The 16,937-nt window shown below is 64.1% G+C and carries 13 protein-coding genes; 10 read left to right on the forward strand and 3 right to left on the reverse strand.

Going from position 1 to position 16,937, the window contains the following annotated elements:
• Nucleotides 1-1,416 carry an alpha-L-fucosidase gene (locus Lysil_RS01760; RefSeq protein WP_103073858.1) on the forward strand — a complete coding sequence of 472 codons (1,416 nt, stop codon included), beginning with the start codon at nt 1-3 and terminating at the stop codon, nt 1,414-1,416.
• 7 nt (nt 1,417-1,423) lie between these two features.
• Here Lysil_RS01760 and Lysil_RS01765 read toward each other — a convergent pair whose 3' ends face one another.
• Nucleotides 1,424-3,856, reverse strand: coding sequence for a glycoside hydrolase family 3 N-terminal domain-containing protein (locus tag Lysil_RS01765; RefSeq protein WP_103073859.1), 2,433 nt, complete (start codon nt 3,854-3,856; stop codon nt 1,424-1,426).
• 138 nt (nt 3,857-3,994) lie between these two features.
• On the opposite strand from Lysil_RS01765, the gene Lysil_RS01770 reads away from it, so the two are divergent.
• From Lysil_RS01770 to Lysil_RS01810, 9 genes are read left to right on the forward strand one after another with little or no spacing between them, the layout of a single operon-like run.
• Complete coding sequence (locus Lysil_RS01770; RefSeq protein ID WP_103073860.1) at nt 3,995-4,762, forward strand: SDR family oxidoreductase; 768 nt, start codon at nt 3,995-3,997, stop codon at nt 4,760-4,762.
• 10 nt (nt 4,763-4,772) lie between these two features.
• Complete coding sequence (locus Lysil_RS01775; RefSeq protein WP_103073861.1) at nt 4,773-5,618, forward strand: fumarylacetoacetate hydrolase family protein; 846 nt, start codon at nt 4,773-4,775, stop codon at nt 5,616-5,618.
• Nucleotides 5,615-6,913: an L-fuconate dehydratase gene (locus Lysil_RS01780; RefSeq protein WP_240600024.1), complete on the forward strand. Its 1,299-nt coding sequence runs from the start codon at nt 5,615-5,617 to the stop codon at nt 6,911-6,913. Before Lysil_RS01775 ends, Lysil_RS01780 begins: the two co-directional genes overlap by 4 nt.
• Before the next feature lie 4 nt (nt 6,914-6,917).
• Nucleotides 6,918-8,624, forward strand: coding sequence for an alpha-L-fucosidase (locus Lysil_RS01785; RefSeq protein WP_103073862.1), 1,707 nt, complete (start codon nt 6,918-6,920; stop codon nt 8,622-8,624).
• Nucleotides 8,621-9,487, forward strand: coding sequence for an L-fucono-1,5-lactonase (locus Lysil_RS01790; RefSeq protein ID WP_103073863.1), 867 nt, complete (start codon nt 8,621-8,623; stop codon nt 9,485-9,487). Before Lysil_RS01785 ends, Lysil_RS01790 begins: the two co-directional genes overlap by 4 nt.
• Nucleotides 9,477-10,253: an SDR family oxidoreductase gene (locus Lysil_RS01795; protein WP_103073864.1), complete on the forward strand. Its 777-nt coding sequence runs from the start codon at nt 9,477-9,479 to the stop codon at nt 10,251-10,253. Before Lysil_RS01790 ends, Lysil_RS01795 begins: the two co-directional genes overlap by 11 nt.
• Before the next feature lie 9 nt (nt 10,254-10,262).
• Nucleotides 10,263-10,610, forward strand: a complete 348-nt coding sequence (locus tag Lysil_RS01800; RefSeq protein WP_103073865.1) for an L-rhamnose mutarotase — start codon at nt 10,263-10,265, stop codon at nt 10,608-10,610.
• Nucleotides 10,611-10,630: 20 nt separating this feature from the next.
• Nucleotides 10,631-11,860, forward strand: coding sequence for an L-fucose:H+ symporter permease (gene fucP, locus Lysil_RS01805; protein ID WP_165782346.1), 1,230 nt, complete (start codon nt 10,631-10,633; stop codon nt 11,858-11,860).
• A gap of 10 nt (nt 11,861-11,870) precedes the next feature.
• Nucleotides 11,871-13,019, forward strand: a complete 1,149-nt coding sequence (locus Lysil_RS01810) for an alpha-hydroxy acid oxidase (protein ID WP_240600026.1) — start codon at nt 11,871-11,873, stop codon at nt 13,017-13,019.
• Nucleotides 13,020-13,034: 15 nt separating this feature from the next.
• On the opposite strand, the gene Lysil_RS01815 is transcribed toward Lysil_RS01810, so the two are convergent.
• Together Lysil_RS01815 and Lysil_RS01820 are read right to left on the reverse strand one after the other, a co-directional pair.
• A complete protein-coding gene (locus tag Lysil_RS01815) occupies nt 13,035-13,817 on the reverse strand; it encodes a FadR/GntR family transcriptional regulator (protein WP_103073866.1) in 783 nt (260 codons plus the stop codon).
• Nucleotides 13,818-13,960: 143 nt separating this feature from the next.
• On the reverse strand, nt 13,961-16,819 hold the full coding sequence (locus Lysil_RS01820; protein ID WP_165782347.1) for a TonB-dependent receptor plug domain-containing protein: 2,859 nt from the start codon (nt 16,817-16,819) through the stop codon (nt 13,961-13,963).
• Nucleotides 16,820-16,937: the final 118 nt, after the last annotated feature.

Here is a 16,937-nt window from a genome sequence, read left to right on the forward strand (position 1 = left end):
ATGAGCCACTCGGGAATCTCGCGGCGCGGTTTCCTCGGCACCTTGGGTGCGGGCGGACTCGCTGCCGCATTGCCACTTGGCGCGAAAAACATCGCAACGCCGGGAATGCGGCCGCGCCCAAGCCTCTCGCAACTGGCATGGCAGCGCGAGGAACTGACGATGTTCGTGCACTTCGGCATGAATACCTTCAGCGACCGCGAATGGGGCGACGGCCGCGAATCGCCATCCGCATTCGCGCTTTCGAAGCTGGACGCACGGCAATGGGCGCGCGCGGCGAAGCAAGCCGGTTTCGGCAGCATGATCCTCACCGCGAAGCACCACGACGGCTTCTGCCTGTGGCCGACGGCGACCACGCGCCATTCGGTGGCGGCAAGCCCGTGGCGCGATGGCCACGGCGACGTGGTCCGCGAGTTCACCGATGCCTGTCGCGCCGAAGGCTTGCGCGCGGGTCTGTATCTGTCGCCGTGGGACCGCAATCATCCGACGTATGGGCAAGGTGACGCCTACAACGATATCTACATCGCTCAACTCACGGAGTTGCTGACGCACTACGGGCGGCTGTTCGAACTGTGGTTCGACGGCGCCAATGGCGAAGGCCCGGATGGCCGACACCAGCACTACGATTGGGCGCGCATCCACGCCACCGTACGCAAGCTGCAACCGGATGCGGTGATGTTTTCCGATGCTGGTCCCGATCTGCGCTGGGTCGGCAACGAACACGGCAGCGCCGGCGCAACCAACTGGAGCACGGTCGATCCCGCGCGCGTATCCGCGCCGGGCGCGAACGATCCCTGGACCACCGAGGCGCTGCAACAGGGAGATCCCGATGGCAGCGTGTGGCGACCAGCCGAAACCGATGTCTCAATCCGCCCCGGCTGGTTCTGGCATGCGAACGAATCAAGCAAGGTCCGTTCGCCCGACAACCTTTTGGAACTGTATTTCAGCTCGGTCGGACGCAACAGCAAACTGTTGTTGAACGTACCACCGAACCGCGACGGCTTGATCGATGCCGCTGATCTCGCCGTGCTGTCCGCTTTCCGCGCGCGTCGTGACGAACTGTTTGCGCACGACCTGTTGCGAGATGCCCGCACAGTGCATCGCAACGATTCCCTCGAATTCGAACTTGCCAAACCTGCGACCTTCGATGTCATCCGCCTGCAGGAAGACATCGCGCACGGACAACACGTCGCCGGCTATCGCCTGCAGGCACACGATGGTTCCGACTGGCACACCATCCACTGGGGCAACACCATCGGATATACGCGACTGGCACGGATCGCCCCGACCACTGCACAGCGCCTGCGCCTGCTGATCGATTTCGCCTACGGCAGTCCGCGCATCGCCCGCGTTGCGTTGTTCCGCGATCCGCGGACCTCAGGCATGCGCAAGCGCAGCGACGATCACGGCGACGCCTGAGCGCCGCTCACTCGACGATTTCGAACTCACCCGTCTGGCGAATATCGTCGGACGCCGATCCGATCATCACCCGGAACATCCCCGGCTCGACCACGCGTTGCATTTGGCGATTCAACAGCGCGAGATCGGCGGGCTTGAGGGTGAAATGCAGGGTCCGCGTTTCTCCCGGCGCCAACTGGACGCGCTCGAAGCCACGCAGGTTCTTCTCATAGGTGGTCACCGAGCTGACCAGATCACGGGTGTAGAGCTGCACCACTTCGTCGCCGGCACGGTTGCCGCTGTTGCGCACATCCACCGACACCTCGACATTGCTGCCGTTGCGCTGCTTGGTCGGCGTGATGCGCAGGTTGTCGTAGGCGAAGCTTGTGTAACTCAGGCCGTGGCCGAAGTTGTAGAGCGCGCCATTGACCCGCGAGCGCTCGCCTTCCCATTGCGCGTTCGGCTTGGTTGGGAAATTGAAGGGAATCTGGCCCGCCGTCTTCGGGAATGTCACCGTCAGCTTGCCGCCGGGGTTGTAATCGCCAAACAATGCGTCGGCCACCGCGGTGCCACCCTGGTTGCCCGGGAACCACGCTTCGAGGATCGCCGGCACATGCGCAGCGGCCCAGTTCACCGCGATTGGCCGCCCATTGATCAACACCAGCACCACCGGCGTGCCGGTCGCGGCCACCGCTTCCAGCAACGCTTCCTGGCGCCCGGGCAGATCGAGGCTGGTGCGGCTGCGACTTTCGCCCACCGTGCGTCGACCATCGCCGAGCACCACCACCGCGACATCCGCGCCCTTCGCCGCGCGCACAGCCTCGTCGATGCCGGCCTGTTCTTCCGCGCTCAACGGTTCCGGCAGGATCTCGATCTGCGGCCAGTTCTTGCCGGCGATCTCCACGCCTTTCGCATAACGCGCCTGCACGCCGGGCCCGAGCTTGGCGGCAATGCCTTCGCGCACGCTGATGGCATGGCCGCCGGAGGGTCCGTACTGGCGATGCGCGTAACTGGCATCGTCGGCATTGGGGCCGATCACCGCGATGCTCCGGATCGCCTTGCGCAACGGCAACGCGCCGTTCGTGTTCTTCAGCAGCACCAGGCTTTCGCGCGCCGCCCGCAACGCCAGGGCACGATCTTCCGTGGTATCGACCTTGCCGCGCGCCGCGTTGGCGTCGCCGATATAGGGGTGGTCGAACAGGCCCACCGTGAATTTCACCCGCAACACGTCGCGTACGCGCGCATCGATCACCGACATCGGCAACGCGCCTTCGCGCACCAGCGCGTGCAGCGGCGTCAGGTAGACCTCGGGCGGGGTGAACGTCGTGCGGACATTCAACCCGGCATCCACGGCCTGGCGCACGGCTTCCTTGTAGTCGCCGGCCACCGCGTGCTTGCTGTGCAGGTATTCCACCGCGTCGCTGTCGGACACCACGTAACCGTGGAAACCGAAGTCCTTGCGCAGGCGATCGGTGAGCCAGTATTTGCTGCCGGTGATCGGCACGCCGTCGTAGTCGTTGTAGGAGCTCATCACCCCGAGCAGTCCGGCTTCACGGATCGCCGCGGCGAACGACGGCAACAACACATCCTCGACTTCGCGCGGCGCCACTTGCGGATCGGTGCGGGCCTCGCCTTCGCGCGCGCCCTTGTTGGCGCTGTACACCGCGAAATGTTTGGCGGTCGACGCGATTAGATGATCGCGCTGCATGCCCTTCACCATCGCCACGCCCATCCGTGAGGCGAGGAAGGGATCCTCGCCGTACGATTCCTCGGTGCGGCCCCAGCGCTGGTCACGGACCACGTCGAGCACCGGCGCATAGACATTGGTGTAGCCGAGCGCACGCCCCTCGACCGCCATCACCCCGCCGATGCGTTCCGCCAGCGCCGGGTCCCAGGTGTTGCCGACGCCGAGTTCGGAAGGAAAATTGGTCGCGAACGCCGAGGCCACGCCACGCAATCCTTCGTTGGTGAAATCGGCGGGAACGCCCAGCCGCGTCTGCTCGATGAAGAAGCGTTGCACCTGGTCCATCGCCCAGGCGTGCTTGTCGAAATCGAGCGCGTACTGCGACTTCGAACCATCGCCGTGCTCGCTGCCGTCACCGAAAGCGTTGAGGTGCTCGTCGATGTTGGCGATGCCGTCCTTCCACGGTTGCTGTTTCCAGAGCGCGGTCGGCAGTTCGTCGTCGAGCACGCGACCGTAACCGTACAACGTCACCATCTGCGCGGTCTTCTCGTCCGGCGTCATCCGCGAGAGGAGATCGTCGATGCGGGCGTCGATCGGCGCGGACGGATCCTCGTATACATCCTTGCGGCCATTCTTGTTGAGGTCGATCCAGCCTTGGTGGTAGATGCCGGGCATTGGCGCAAAGGCGACCGGGCCGGGCGTCTGCGCCGAAGCGCTCGCCACGCAGGCCAGGGCGAGGCCGACCAGACCCGATGCGCGCGGGAACTTGGATGTCATCTGCGATCTCCAGTCCGGGACTGCCGCCCGGCGATGGCGGTCACGATAGCATCGGTCCAGCCAATCGGCCCGCCGAACGCCATTTTCATCCGATTCGGGCTACTATCCGGCAATTGGTTGGACCATTAAGGACGCGAGATGCGACTCAAGGGCAAACGGGCACTGGTCACTGCGGCCGGACAAGGCATCGGTCGGGCGACGGCGCTGGCGTTCGTACGCGAGGGCGCGCAGGTGATCGCCGCCGACATCAATGAAGAGGCACTGGCGGCGCTGGCCGCAGAAGCAGGACCGGCGCTGACGCCGCTGCATCTCGACGTCACCAACCTTGCAGCCATCGCCGAACTCGGACGACACCACGACACTGCCGGCAGCGCGCTCGACGTGCTGTACAACGGCGCCGGGTTCGTCCACAGCGGCAGCATCCTCGACGCCACCGAGCAGGAATGGAACTTCGCCTGGAAGCTCAATGTCGATGCGATGTTCCACCTGATCCGTGCATTGCTGCCGGGCATGCTCGCGCGCGGCAGCGGTGCGATCATCAACGTCGCGTCGGTGGCATCCAGCATCAAGGGCGTGCCCAATCGTTTCATCTACGGCACCACCAAAGCCGCGGTGATCGGCTTGACCAAAGCCGTGGCGGCGGATTTCGTCGGTCGCGGCATCCGCTGCAACGCGATCTGCCCGGGCACGGTGGAATCGCCGTCGCTACAGCAACGCATCGCCGAACAGGCGCAGACGCAGGGCAATACCAACGATGCGGTGCACGCCGCGTTCGTCGCCCGCCAGCCAATGGGACGCCTCGGCACGCCGGAGGAAATCGCCGCGCTGGCGGTCCATCTCGCCAGCGACGAATCGGCCTTCACCACCGGCACCACCCACGTGATCGACGGCGGCTGGATCAACTGAGGACACCGCGATGAAACTCCTGCGCCACGGCCAGAAAGGCCGGGAAAAACCCGCCCTGCTCGATCGCGATGGTCGCATTCGTGATCTTTCCGCCCACATCGACGACATCGCCGGCGATGTGTTGACGCCTGAGGGACTGCAACGATTGCGCGCGCTCGATGCCGATGCATTGCCTGCGGTCGAAGGCACGCCACGCATCGGCGCCTGTGTCGGCGCCATCGGCAAGTTCGTGTGCATCGGCCTGAACTACGCCGACCATGCCGCCGAAACCGGCGCGCAGCCGCCGAAGGAACCGGTGATCTTCAACAAGTGGACCAGCGCGGTGTGCGGTCCGAATGATGATGTCGAGATCCCGCGCGGTTCGCACAAGACCGATTGGGAAGTGGAGCTCGGCGTGGTGATCGGGCGCGGTGGCCGCTACATCGACGAAGCCGATGCGATGTCGCACGTTGCCGGTTACTGCGTGATCAACGATGTCTCCGAGCGCGAATTCCAACTGGAAGGCACCGGCACCTGGGACAAGGGCAAGGGCTGCGATACCTTCGGACCGATCGGTCCGTGGCTGGTCACCGCCGATGAAGTTCTCGATCCGCACGCGCTCGGCCTGTGGCTGGAGGTCGATGGCCATCGCTACCAAAACGGCAACACGCGCACGATGATCTTCCGCGTCCCGCTCCTGATCAGTTACCTCAGCCGCTTCATGAGCCTGCAACCGGGCGACGTGATTTCCACCGGCACGCCGCCGGGTGTCGGCCTTGGGCAGAAACCGCAACCGATTTACCTGCGCACCGGACAAACGATGCGACTCGGCATCGACGGACTCGGTGAGCAACAGCAAAAGGTGGTGCAGGCATGAGCGCATCCGTGCGCATCACCGGCATGCGGGTGGAAGACCTGCGCTTCCCGACCTCGCAGCAACTCGACGGATCGGATGCGATGAATCCCGATCCCGACTATTCCGCCGCCTACGTGGTGCTGGAAACCTCGCGCGACGGACTGGAAGGCCACGGCCTGACCTTCACCATCGGTCGCGGCAACGAGATCTGTTGCGCGGCGATCGAAGCGATGCGGCATCTGGTGGTCGGGCTCGAACTCGACTGGATCAGCGAAGACATGGGGCGTTTCTGGCGTCACGTCACCGGCGACAGCCAGTTGCGCTGGATCGGTCCCGACAAAGGCGCGATGCATCTCGCCACCGGCGCGGTGGTCAACGCGGTGTGGGATCTGTGGGCCAAGGCGGAAGGCAAGCCGTTGTGGCGACTGGTCGCGGAGATGACGCCGGAACAACTGGTGCGCTGCATCGACTTCCGCTATCTCACCGATGCGATCACGCCGGACGAAGCGCTGGCATTGCTGCGGGAACGCGAGGGCGGCAAGGCCGAACGCATCGCCACGCTCGAACGCGAAGGCTATCCCTGCTACACCACCTCGGCGGGCTGGCTCGGCTATTCCGACGAGAAATTGCGGCGGTTGTGCCAGCAAGCGATCGACGCCGGTTTCGATCACGTCAAGCTCAAGGTCGGGCGCGATCTCGACGACGACATCCGCCGCGTGCGCATCGCCCGCGAAGTGATCGGCCCGGATCGCAAATTGATGATCGACGCCAACCAGATCTGGGAAGTCGGCCAGGCCATCGACTGGGTCAACGCGCTGGCGTTCGCCTCGCCATGGTTCATCGAGGAACCGACCAGTCCCGATGACATCGCCGGCCACCGCACGATTCGCGAGGGCGTGGCGCCCGTACAGGTGGCGACCGGCGAGATGTGCCAGAACCGCATCCTCTTCAAGCAGTTCATCGCCGGCGGTGCGATCGACGTGGTGCAGATCGATGCCTGCCGCGTCGGCGGCGTCAACGAAGTGCTGGCGATCCTGCTGCTGGCGGCCAAGTACGGCCTGCCGGTGTGTCCGCATGCCGGTGGCGTCGGCCTGTGCGAATACGTGCAGCATCTGGCGATGATCGATTACGTCTGCATCGCCGGCAGCCGCGAGGGCCGCGTGGTGGAATACGTCGATCACCTGCACGAACATTTCGTCGATCCCTGCGTCATCCGCGACGCCGCCTACATGCCGCCGACCGCACCGGGGTTTTCGATCACGATGAAAACGGAGACACTGCGCGCGTATCGTCATCCCTCGACGACGGCCCGCTGACCGCATGATCTTTCGCCCGTCCCTCGCGTTCGCTGCCTGCCTGCTGTTGGCCACGTCCGCGACGGCGGTACCAGCGGTGCAGCATCAGGAGCATGAAACGGAAGCCACCCGCATCGCGCGCTGGCAGCAACTTGGCTACGGCATGTTCGTGCACTGGGGCCTGTATTCGGAACTGGGCGGCGTGTGGCAGGGCAAACCGGTCAGCAAGGGCTATTCGGAACAGATCCAGGGTTGGGCGAACATTCCCAGCGACGATTACCTGAAGGTCGCCGCGCGTTTCGCCGCGCCGAAGTTCGACGCCGATGCCATCTGCAAACTGGCGAAGGACGGTGGCGCGCGTTACATCGTGGTGACCAGCAAACACCATGACGGTTTCGCGATGTTCGACACCAAGTCGACCGACTACAACATCGTCAAGCAGACGCCGTTTGGCAAGGATCCGCTCAAGTTGCTGTCGACCGCCTGCCGCAGGATCGGCGTTGGTTTCGGCGTGTATTTCTCTCTGGTCGACTGGCACGCCGGCCACGCGCCCGAGGTGCAACACAACAGCAACCCGATCCCGCCGGCGATGGAACCGTTGATCGAACAACAGCTCACCGAGCTGATGTCGAACTACGGCCCGATCCGCGAAGTATGGTTCGACATGTCGGCACCGACAGCGGAACAGAGCCGTCGTTTCGCCGCGATCGTGCGCAAGCTGCAACCGCAGGCGGCGATCAACGGCCGCATCTGGAACAACCGTGGCGATTTCGTCACCCTCGGCGACAACGAATTGCCACCAGCGACGATGCAGCCACCGTTCGAAGTGCCGGCATCGATCTACCACGCCACCTGGGGCTACCGCAGCTGGCAGCAGCGCGACGACTTGCAGGGCAAGATCCGCGAACTGGCGACGGGACTGGTGCAGACGCGCGCGGCCGGTGGCAATTACCTGCTCAACATCGGGCCGATGGGCGATGGCAGCGTGGTGCCGTTCGAAGCCGACGTGTTGCACGGCATTGGCGCATGGCTGCAGCGCTATCCCGGCCTGCTCGATGCACGTCCCAGTGGTTTGCCGCGGCAGCCGTGGGGTGCGACCTTGTTGCGCGGAAACACGCTGTACCTCGCCGTCCATGAGTGGCACGCCGGAGCGTTGCGCATTTCCGGCCTGGCCAACGATCCCATCGCCGTTCGCGTAGATGGTGGCGATGCTGCGCTGCACTGGCATCGCGACGGCAACGATGTGGTGATCGAACTGCCCGCGGCCACGCCCGACGTCTTGTTGCCGGTGCTGCGCGTCACCTTGTCCACACCGTTGCGCGCGATCCCGGCCAACATCGCGACGGCGAATGGCGATGGCGTCTACCGTCTCGGCAAGAACGACTGGCGCACCAGCACCAGCTATACCTTCGGCAGCGGCTATCTGACGCAAGCCGAGTCGCGGGTGTCGTTGGCTGCCAACATTGCATCGCCGCGCCCGCAACGGGTGGCACTACGCTTCATCGCTGCGCATGCGCGCAACGATCGCATCTACCACATCACCATCGCCGGACGTGCGCTGGACATCGCAGGCAGCGAACTCGCCACGCGCGCGCTGGATCCATTCGTGCTGCCGGCATCGCCGGCGACCAACATCGACATCCGCCTCGCCCATTCCGCGTATCCGGCCGAGGACCTCGGCCTGTCGTTCGATGCGCTCGAATTGCGGCCGGTTGCGGGCACGCCACGATGACGCGCATCGACGCCCACCAGCATTTCTGGCGCTATGACACGCAGGCCTATCCGTGGATCGATGCCGGGATGGCCGCCTTGCGCGGCGATCGCCTGCCCGTTGAACTGAAGCCGCTGCTCGACGCCGATGGCATCGATGGCTGCATCGCGGTGCAGGCGCGCGCCGATGAAACCGAAAACGCCTTCCTGCTTGATCTCGCCACCGCCCATCCGTGGATCGTCGCGGTGGTCGGATGGCTTGATCTGTTCGCGGAGAACGTCGAATCGCGACTCGAGCACTGGCGGCAACATGCGAAATTTCGCGGCGTGCGCCATCTGCTGCAGGACGATGCCGATGTCGCCGCCACCATCGCCGATGCGCGTTTCGCTCGCGGCGTGGTTGCAGTGCAGCGCAACGGACTGGTCTACGACGTGCTGGTGCGCGGACCACGACAACTGACGCCGGCAGTCGCACTGTGTGCACGCCACGATCGTCATTGGCTGGTGCTCGATCATCTCGGAAAACCCGATATCGATGGCGCGCCATCGCCGGTGTGGCGGCGCGCCATGCTCGAACTCGGGACCATGCCGCATGTGTATTGCAAGGTGTCTGGGCTGGTGACCGAAGTCGCGGGGATTCATATCGATCGCGATGCGATCCATCGCCACCTCGATGCCGCGCTGGAATGTTTCGGCGCCGAACGCCTGATGTTCGGTTCGGACTGGCCGGTGTGCCTGCTGCGCGCCGGCTACGCGGACGTCGCAGCGCTGGTCGCCGATTGGTCGCGGCAGTTGTCGCCCGATGAGCAAGCGCGATTGTGGGGCGGCAGCGCATTGCACTGCTATGGTGTGCAGGGCTGGCCCGGGAGCGCGCATGGACCTTGAATTGAGCGGCAAGGTGGTGATCGTGACCGGCGGTGGCGCCGGCATCGGTGGCGCCATCACCCTCGCACTGGCACGCGAAGGCGCGATCCCGGTGGCGTTCGGACGCAGCGCCCCCGCGGACGATTTCGTCGCGCAAGTGCGCGCGCTGCAACCGGCGTTCCGCTTCCAGCAACTCGAACTCGCCGACGCCGATGCCTGCGCACGCGCCGTGACCGCAACGCTGGACGAATTCGGAACGCTGCACGGACTGGTCAACAACGCCGGCGTCAACGATGGCGTTGGCCTCGACGCCGGGCGCGATGCCTTCGTGCAATCGCTGGAACGCAACCTCATCCACTACTACGTGATGGCGCATCTGTGCGTGGACGCGCTGAAAGCCGCGCGTGGCGCCATCGTCAACGTTTCGTCGAAGACCGCGCTCACCGGACAAGGTGGCACCAGCGGCTATTGCGCATCGAAGGGCGCGCAACTCGCGCTCACCCGCGAATGGGCGGCGTCGCTGGCCGACGACGACGTGCGCGTCAATGCGATCGTGCCCGCCGAAGTAATGACGCCGCTTTATCGCAACTGGCTGTCCACGTTCGCCGATCCCGACGCCAAGCTCGCCGACATCACCCGTCGCGTGCCGCTCGGCAAGCGCATGACCGATGCCGCGGAAATCGCCGACATGGCGCTGTTCCTGCTGTCCGCGCGCGCCTCGCACATCACCGGCCAGTGGCTGTTCGTCGATGGCGGCTACACCCATCTCGACCGCGCACTCACCTGAGGAACGACGATGCGGCATTGCCTCGCGCTCGACCTGCACGACGATCCCGCGCTGATCGCGGAATACGAACGCCATCATCGCGAAGTCTGGCCCGAAGTGCTGCAGCACTTGCGCACGCAGGGCGTCACCGAACTGGAACTCTTCCGCATCGGCACCCGCCTGGTGATGGTGATGGAGACCGACGACACGCGTTTCGACGCCGACGCCATGGCGCGCGCCGAACGCGACGATCCACGCCTGCGCGCCTGGGAGGACCTGATGTGGACTTTCCAGAAGGCCACGCCATGGACGCCGCCTGGCGTGAAGTGGACGCCGATGACTTCGATCTTCCGCCTCTCCGACGCTGTATCCGACTGATCCCCCACGGAGCCCACGCCATGCAGACCGCAATGCCGAATGGCCCCACTCCGGCGACTTCCACGGCTGCGACCAACGCGCGCCTCGCCTTCGTGCTGGTGACCAGCCTGTTCTTCCTGTGGGGCCTGTCCTACGGCCTGCTCGATGTGCTGAACAAGCACTTCCAGGAATCGCTGCACGTCAGTCGCGCGCGTTCCGGCCTGCTGCAGATGGCCTATTTCGGCGCGTATTTCCTGATGGCATTGCCGGCGGCGTGGCTGATGCAGCGACGCGGCTACAAGTTCGGCATCCTGTTCGGATTGGGATTGTTCGCGGCGGGCGCGCTGTTGTTCATCCCGGCGACTTCGCTGCTCGATTTCAACTTCTTCCTCTTCGCGCTGTTCGTGATCGCCTGCGGCGCGGCGTGTCTTGAAACCGCCGCCAATCCCTACGTCACCGTGCTCGGTGATCCCGGCGATGGCGCGCGTCGCCTCAACTTCGCGCAATCGTTCAACGGCCTCGCCTCCTTCATCGGCCCGCTGATCGGTGGCGCACTGTTCTTCAAGGGCACGCAGGGCGCACCGCAGGCTGGTTTCTCCGGCGTGCAGGGCACCTATGTGGCGATCGCGCTGGTGGTGGTCGCACTCGGCATATTGATCGCACGCACGCCGATGCCTGATGTGCGCGAAGGCGACGATGCCATCGCCACCACTGCCTCGTCATCGTTGTGGTCGAACCGCCACTTCACCGGCGCGGTGATCGCGCAGTTCTTCTACGTGGCGGCGCAAGTCGGCGTCAACGCCTATTTCATCAACTACGTCACCGAACAGGTCGGCGTGACGTCGCAGGCCGGCGCGTTCCTGTTGTCGATGCCGATGCTGAGTTTCGTGATCGGTCGCTTCGCCGGAACCGCGGTGATGGGCAGGCTCGGCGCGGTACGCATGCTGGTGTGGTACGCCATCATCAATATCGTGCTCGCGCTGGTTGTCAGCGCCGGACTGGGCTGGCTGTCAGTCGCGGCACTGGTGGCGATTTCGTTTTTCATGTCGATCATGTTCCCGACCATCTTCGCGCTCGGCGTCGAGGGACTCGGCGCGCAGACCAAGCGCGGCGCGTCGTTCATCGTGATGGCGATCGTCGGCGGCGCACTCGCCCCGCCGTTCATGGGCTGGGTGGCCGACAAGCACGGCACCCACATCGCCTATCTGGTTCCCGCCGTGTGTTTCGCGGTGGTGGCCTGGTACGGATTGTCCGTGCGCCGGCGCGCTTGAGGAGAACACCGTGGCCGCGCCGATCACCTGCAACGAAGACCTGCGCCAGTTGGCGAAACGCCGCGCACCGCGCGCGATCTTCGACTACGTCGATCGCGGCAGTTATGACGAAACTACGATCCGTGGCAACCGCGCCGCCTTCGACGCCCTGCGCTTGCGCCAGCGGGTGATGATCGACGTCGATGCGCGTTCGACCGCATCGACCATGATCGGCCAGCCGGTGACGATGCCGGTCGGGATCGCGCCGACCGGCCTCACCGGCATCATGCATCCCGACGGCGAGATCCTCGCGGCGAAAGCGGCGCAGGCTTTTGGCGTACCGTTCACCCTCAGCACGGTGTCGATCTGCTCGATCGAGGACGTGCGCGCGGCCACGCAGCGGCCGTTCTGGTTCCAGTTGTACGTGATGCGCGATCGCGATTTCGCCGCGTCATTGATCGAACGCGCGAAAGCCGCGCAATGTTCGGCGCTGATGCTCACCGCCGACTTGCAGATCCAGGGCCAGCGCCATCGCGACATCAAGAACGGGCTGGCGGTTCCACCCAAACTCACGTTGTCCAACGCACTCGACGTGATGACGAAGCCACGCTGGGCGTTCGGCATGCTCGCCACCCGTCATCGCAACTTCGGCAACCTCGCCGGCTTCATTCCCGGCGGTGGCAAGGACCTGACGACGTTGTCGCAGTGGATCGGCAGCCAGTTCGATCCGACCCTGAGCTGGAAGGATGTCGAGTGGGTACGTTCGTTGTGGCCGGGCAAGCTGATCGTCAAGGGCATCCTCGATCCCGACGACGCGCGCGCGGCGGTGGATGCCGGCGCCGACGCGGTGGTGGTCTCGAACCATGGCGGACGCCAGCTCGACGGCGCGCCGGCCTCGATTGATGCATTGCCGCAGATCCTCGACGCCATCGGCGGACGCAGCGAAGTCTGGCTCGACAGTGGCGTGTGCAGCGGCCAGGACGTGCTGAAGGCGATCGCGCTCGGTGCGCATGCGACCCTGATCGGCAAGGCCTTCCTTTACGGACTCGGCGCAATGGGCGAACGCGGCGTCACCACCGCGCTGGAACTCATCCGCAAGGAACTGGACGTGAGCATGGCGTTGACTGGAACCCGAGACATCCGCGATGTCGGTGCGCACACCTTGTGGAATCGCGACTGACGCGATTCGCGCCGATCAGCGCCGCTTGCCGCCGGAAAACACCTTGAGCACGGAATCGAGATGGCGCGCCATCGCCTTGCGCGCGGCGTCGGGATTGCGTTCGCGGATCGCCGTCACCACCGCGCCATGCTCCTTTTCGGAATGGCTGGGCATGTCGTTGCTGGTGTAGAGCTCCTGCACGCGCTGGAACATCGCGCCGTACTTGTGACCAAGCAGATGGCGGATGAACAGTGCGTAGGCGGGATTGCCGCTGGCATCAGCGATGCGGATGTGCAACAGGCGATCGCCCGGATGCGTATTCGATCCCTGGCTGTTGTCGGCGATATTGCGCTGGTACGCCTCTTCGATCCCGACGATCTGCGCCTCGGTGGCGTTGCTCGCCGCCAGCGCCGCGGTTTCCGGTTCCACCAGGCGTCGCGCCTGCAGCAACGAAAACGGCGGGAGTTCCGAATTGAAATCGGCAACGATGCCAAGTTCGGGATCGAGGATCCACGGGTTCTGGTGCATCGCGCGATCGAGCACCGAGCCGTCATCACCACGCAACGCGTCCGCCGCATCCGTCTGATCCGGCCCGACCACCACCACGCCATCGCCCACGCGCACCTTGACCATGCCGATCACTTCAAGCGCGATCAGCGCTTCGCGCAGCGACGTGCGGCTGACGCCGAACTGCTGTGACAACTCGCGTTCTGGCGGCAGGTAGGCACCGGGCGGATACTCGCCACGATCGATCATTCCCCGCAACTGATCGGCGATCTGCTGGTAGAGGCGGCGGTTCTGGATGTTCTTGACGGGCATCGTTTCGAGTATAGGTCAGCGTGGTGAAAGACACCGGAACATCGCCGCGCCGATACAACCCCGGCTTGCGCCACCATCCGGGCATGGCCGGCTGCCATCAGGCGTCTTGAGCCGAATGGCAGCCGGAACCTACCTAGCCGGCATTACTTGAACTTGAAGTTGTACTCCAGCGAGACTTCACGACCAACGTAGGTCGCACCCTGGATGGCCGGGATGAATTCGAACCCGCCGGCGTAATACGGGATTCCGCCGACCTTGTCGAAGATGTTCGACACGAACAGCGTGAGTTTGTTGCTGTCGTTGAAGCGATATCCCACCGATCCGCTGGCGGTGATCCAGGCCGGGATGTGCTTGCGATAGACCACGCAATCGGCATCACCCAGGGACGGCTGCACGCCATTGGCAAGCCGCTCGCATCCACCCCAATTGTTGGCACGCACGCCGCCCACCCGGTTCACGTAGAGCAGCGTGTCCCAGTGCCCCTTGGCCCATTCCAGCGACGCCGTCGTCTTGCTGAAAGGGTGATCGGTCCGCGTGTTGACGTAGGGATCGGTCGCCAGCGTCTGTGACTTGTACGTCAGGTTGTCCGTCCAGTCGAAGGCGAAGGTGAAAGTGCCCCAACGCGTGCTGCGGTGGTTGTACTTCACGCTTGCATCGACGCCACTGACGTAGAGCTTGGACTGGTTGATGGGGCCGGTATAGACGTCGCTGACGGCGCCATTGGCCCCGCGCGCGACATCGGCGATCGCCTGCTGGCAATACGCCGACCCGGGAGCGTGCGCGGTGTATGTCCCGCCACCGACGACCTTGCCGGTGCGGCAACCGGCCTCGTCGGTGAGGAGCGTATCGCTGCCGACATTGTCGATCGAGTTGTCGATGCCCATGTACCAATAGTCGGCCGATACGGACAGGCCCTTGGCCCACGGCAGATCCCAGACGACCCCATAGGTCCACGACTTTCCGGTCTCGGGCAACAGATGGGGGCCACCCGCCGCATGCAGGGTGTAATAGGTACTGTGCTGCGTCGCCGCGCACACCGGATCGTTGTTGACGATGCACTGGTAGGGATCGGAGTAGATGCCGACCGTGTAGGAGTTGCCGTTCTTGTAGATGTACTGCATGTCCGGCGCATGGAAATTGGTGCCGTAGGTGCCGCGCAACAACAGGCCGTCATACGGACGCCATTCGAATGACGTGCCCCAGGTCCGCGCGAATTTCGTCGCGCTGGCATCGTCGTAATGATCGATGCGACCCGACAGCCCCCAGTTCAATGTCCGCAGCAACGGAATCCGGAATTCGGCGCCGGCCGAGTAGCGCGTGCGCGTACCGCCGCCGGTGTTGTAGTCCTGGAAGGGATCGCCGAACGTGGTGGTATTGCCGCGCGCGTCGGGAATCAGCTTGTAGCCCTGGCGATTGGCCTCGAGCACGCCTGCGAATCCGACCGGTCCTGCCCAGGTGTGGAACAGGTCGCCATTGATGTTGAACTCGGCCTGGTTCATCCACGAATACGACGCATTGACGCCCTGCACGCCGAAGCTGGCGTACTGGAACGGCGTGATCGGATTCCAGAAACGGTTGCTGTTGAGCGCGTAGATCGCGTTGCCGGTCGCCTGATCGGTACCAAGCTGTGGCCCGAAGAAGAAATCGAACATGCCCTGCTCGTTCAAGCCGGTGTAGTGCTCCTTGACGATGTACTTGGAATGCCCGAGGTTCAGGTCCCAGTTGAAGCGATCGTTGAACACGCTGCCCTTCAGGCCGAAGTGGATATCCCAGTTCTTCTCGCGGTCGTAGGTGTTGCCATAATTCCCCAGCTCCGCCGGCGTGAGCTGGCGGAAATAGTTGTTGATCACCTTGCCGGTGGTCTGGTCGAGGAACCCGTTGGGCAGTCCGCCCATCGGATACAGGAACGGCAATTCGGTATTGGAAATGCCGACCGTGCTCCAGTAACCGACGGTGGCATAGGCGGTCAGTTTCTTGTTGATGTCGTAATTGGCAGAGACATAGAAATTCTTGTCGGTGCGGCTGGGCGACAGCACCCAGTTTTCGAAGACCGCGCGCTGCGCGCAATACGTGCCGTTATTCGTGACTTGGCTCGGATCCGGCGTGTGGCCATTGAGCGCCATCGTCCTGGCGTCGTAGGGATAGAAATGGCTGCCGAACGCTCCACAGGATCCTGCCGGCGGCGTGATGTTGACACCGTTGTTGTCCTGCAATTGCAGTCCGGGATACGACGGATAGCCGAATGCCCGCGCGTTGTAATCCCACGCGCCGTAACCCGCATCGGAATCGGACTGCGTGTATGGGCGGTCGCGTCCGAACAACCCGCTGCGATGACTCAGCTGGACGTTGTAGACCACGCTCCAGTTGTCGCGCGCACGGCCCCCGGTGTAATTCAGATCAGAAAGCTGGCGACCACCGCGCGTCGAACTGCCGGCGCGGATCTTGAAGTCATCGCCTTCGAAATGGTCCTTGAGGATGATGTTGAGAACGCCGGCGACCGCATCCGAACCATAGATCGAGGACGCGCCCGAGGCGAGGACCTCGATCCGGTCGATCATGCCGGTGGGGATGTTGTTGAGGTTCTGGAAATTGGTCTTGCCTGCCGCCGGCTGCGGATAATCGTCAACGCGATGGCCGTTGACCAGCAGCAACGAACGACCCGAACCCATGTTGCGCAAGTTGAGCTGGCGCGCGTTCACCGACGTACTGCCCCAGGTGGGCGGGGACTCGGCGACCCCGGTCTGGGTCAACGAATTGGCCAGCTCATACACACTGGTGAAACCCTGCTTCTTGATCTCTTCGCCGGAGATGACCGTGACGGGCGCGGCGCCCTCGGCCTGCGAACGCGGAATGCGCGACCCGGTGATCGTGACCGATCCCAGCGTGGCATCGTCTTTCTTGCTCTCGCCTGTCGGCGACGCCTGCTCCTGGGCCTGTACGGCGGTGGATGACAGCGCCAGTGCGGCCAGGAGTGCATAGGTCAACTTGCTGTATTTCGGCATCACGATGTCGCCTTTTCGCTGAATTTCGGTTCGGATGGGTATTGGACCAATGGACCAACCATTTCCAATGTCCGGGACCATATTCCAACGCCGCCGCATCAGTTTGTGATAGTCATCA

The sequence above is a fragment of the Solilutibacter silvestris genome (assembly GCF_002895945.1).
GTDB lineage: Bacteria > Pseudomonadota > Gammaproteobacteria > Xanthomonadales > Xanthomonadaceae > Solilutibacter > Solilutibacter silvestris.

Coding starts and splice junctions, on each gene's coding strand:
- Lysil_RS01815 (WP_103073866.1), bottom strand. CDS start 13,817: ATGCCCGTCAAGAACATCCAGAACCGCCGCCTCTACCAGCAGATCGCC.
- Lysil_RS01795 (WP_103073864.1), top strand. CDS start 9,477: ATGGACCTTGAATTGAGCGGCAAGGTGGTGATCGTGACCGGCGGTGGC.
- Lysil_RS01800 (WP_103073865.1), top strand. CDS start 10,263: ATGCGGCATTGCCTCGCGCTCGACCTGCACGACGATCCCGCGCTGATC.
- Lysil_RS01765 (WP_103073859.1), bottom strand. CDS start 3,856: ATGACATCCAAGTTCCCGCGCGCATCGGGTCTGGTCGGCCTCGCCCTG.
- Lysil_RS01775 (WP_103073861.1), top strand. CDS start 4,773: ATGAAACTCCTGCGCCACGGCCAGAAAGGCCGGGAAAAACCCGCCCTG.
- Lysil_RS01770 (WP_103073860.1), top strand. CDS start 3,995: ATGCGACTCAAGGGCAAACGGGCACTGGTCACTGCGGCCGGACAAGGC.
- Lysil_RS01790 (WP_103073863.1), top strand. CDS start 8,621: ATGACGCGCATCGACGCCCACCAGCATTTCTGGCGCTATGACACGCAG.
- fucP (WP_165782346.1), top strand. CDS start 10,631: ATGCAGACCGCAATGCCGAATGGCCCCACTCCGGCGACTTCCACGGCT.
- Lysil_RS01760 (WP_103073858.1), top strand. CDS start 1: ATGAGCCACTCGGGAATCTCGCGGCGCGGTTTCCTCGGCACCTTGGGT.
- Lysil_RS01820 (WP_165782347.1), bottom strand. CDS start 16,819: ATGCCGAAATACAGCAAGTTGACCTATGCACTCCTGGCCGCACTGGCG.
- Lysil_RS01785 (WP_103073862.1), top strand. CDS start 6,918: ATGATCTTTCGCCCGTCCCTCGCGTTCGCTGCCTGCCTGCTGTTGGCC.
- Lysil_RS01780 (WP_240600024.1), top strand. CDS start 5,615: ATGAGCGCATCCGTGCGCATCACCGGCATGCGGGTGGAAGACCTGCGC.